At 72.6% G+C, this 1,737-nt stretch carries 2 protein-coding genes and 1 pseudogene; all 3 read right to left on the bottom strand.

The window, feature by feature from the left end; genetic code table 11:
- Nucleotides 1–551: Hpt domain-containing protein (locus DPV74_RS41195; RefSeq protein ID WP_205571991.1), on the bottom strand; the 551-nt coding region annotated here is incomplete at its 3' end.
- Nucleotides 548–1,255: a chemotaxis protein CheW gene (locus DPV74_RS41200; RefSeq protein ID WP_027790999.1), complete on the bottom strand. Its 708-nt coding sequence runs from the start codon at nucleotides 1,253–1,255 to the stop codon at nucleotides 548–550. The genes DPV74_RS41200 and DPV74_RS41195, both read right to left, overlap by 4 nt.
- A gap of 46 nt (nucleotides 1,256–1,301) precedes the next feature.
- Nucleotides 1,302–1,737: pseudogene (locus DPV74_RS41205) on the bottom strand (MCP methyltransferase); the annotation flags it as partial.

Below are 1,737 nucleotides of genomic sequence, written 5' to 3' on the forward strand. Positions count from 1 at the left end.
CCGGCCTGGGCCGGATCGGGCACCGCGCTCGAGACCGCAAGCGGCGGCACCGCGGCACTCGCCCCGGCGGGCTCGTTCGCGGCACCGTCGTGCTCGCGATACGGCACGACCGTCGGCGGCGCCTGCGGCGGGACGACGCCCGACACCTGCATCGTCTGCGCGCCGTCGGCACCCGTGAGCGCCGCCGCGAACACGTCGATCTCCGTCTGCGTCACGGGCTGCGCCTGCGGATCGCCGACGCGCACCAGCAAATCGACGCCCGCCAGCAGCACATCGACGTGCGTGGCCGTCAGCGCGATCGTGCCGGCCTGCGCGGCGACGAAGCACTCCTCCATCCGTCCCGCGATGTCGACGCCGAGCGGCACGCCGACGATGCGCGCGGCCCCCTTCAGCGAATGCGCGGCGCGCATGCATGCCTCGAGCGCGACGGAATCGGGCTCGCCCGATTCGAGCGCGAGCAGCCGTTCGGACAGCGCCTGGGTCTGCGTGCGCGTCTCCTCGCGATACAGCTCGAGCAGCGACAGGTGGCTCAGGTCGTCATCGCCGCTCATCGCATGCTCCGTGTGACTGCGTCGAACAGGCGGTCGTCGTCGAGCAGGCCCACCGACTTCCCACGCCACGACAGCACGCCGCGCGACAGGCCGGCGCTCGCGCGCCCGACCGTGGCCGGCACGGGCACCCAGTCGGATGCGCCGAAGCGCAGCACGCCCTCGACTTCGTCGACCGGAAACACGACCGGCTCGCCCTGGTGCGCGGCGACCAGCAGCCGCGTGAAGCGGCCGTCGTCACCGCCCTTGCCGCCCTTGCCGACATCGAGTCCGAGCAGCGCGCCGATCGAGATCGCGATGCGCAGCGTGCCGCGGATGTTGACCACGCCGCGCACGGCCGAATTGCGGCGATGCGGCAGCGAATGGATCGGGCGCGTACCGGCGATCTCGCGCAGCACGCCGATCGGCAGCGCGAGCCATTCGTCGGCCACGCGAAACGCCAGCGCCGCATGGCGCGTATCGGCGTCGGCGTCGCGCACGTGCGGCGTGCCGGGCGCGCTCATCCGGCGCGTGGCGTCGGCCATCTCCGCTCCGTCGAGCGGGCGCTCGAGCAGCTTCGCCGCGTGATACGCGTACACCGGGCAGTTCAGGCAGCGCAGGCACTCGTTCAGCCGCTCGCACGTACGGTCGCCGCGCGTGCCGATCCGGTTCCAGCAATCGTCGACGTCGATCGTCGTCTCGTCAATGGCAGCGGCGGCGCGGTTCATGAATTCCTCTGGTCATCGCGGTGTCGGTCCCCAACCCGTAGTCTTGTCAGCCGGCCGAGCGCCGTGCACGCTCGAGCAGCCATTGCGCGCCCGCGCGATCGCCGCCGACGTCGAGCAGCGTCGCGAGATGGGTCAGCGCTTCGTGATGCGTGGGCCGCAGGTACAGCGCCTTCCTGTAGAAGTCGCCGGCTTCCGATGCGCGCCCGCGCGCATCCGCGATCAGCCCGTTCAGGTAGAACGCATCGGCGTGCGGCCCGACGCGCGCCGAGAACTGCGCGAGCACGCGCTCGGCCTCGTCGAACGCGCCGGCATTCGCCAGCGCCTGTGCGTCTTCCAGCGTCGGCGCGGGGCCTTCGGCCACCGGTGCGACCGTTGCAACGGGCGCAACCGGTTCGGCCGCCACTGCCGGCAGATCGGCCCGCGCGTCGAACGCGGCCGCGTGCATGGCCGGCGGCGCTGCCGCGAACGGCTCGCGTGCGTCG

Source organism: Burkholderia sp. HAN2018 (assembly GCF_024704855.1).
Classification (GTDB): Bacteria; Pseudomonadota; Gammaproteobacteria; order Burkholderiales; family Burkholderiaceae; genus Burkholderia; species Burkholderia cepacia.

What these genes read in the sequence shown, in the direction of transcription:
- DPV74_RS41200 (WP_027790999.1), bottom strand. Translation starts at nt 1,255, where the DNA reads ATGAACCGCGCCGCCGCTGCCATTGACGAGACGACGATCGACGTCGAC.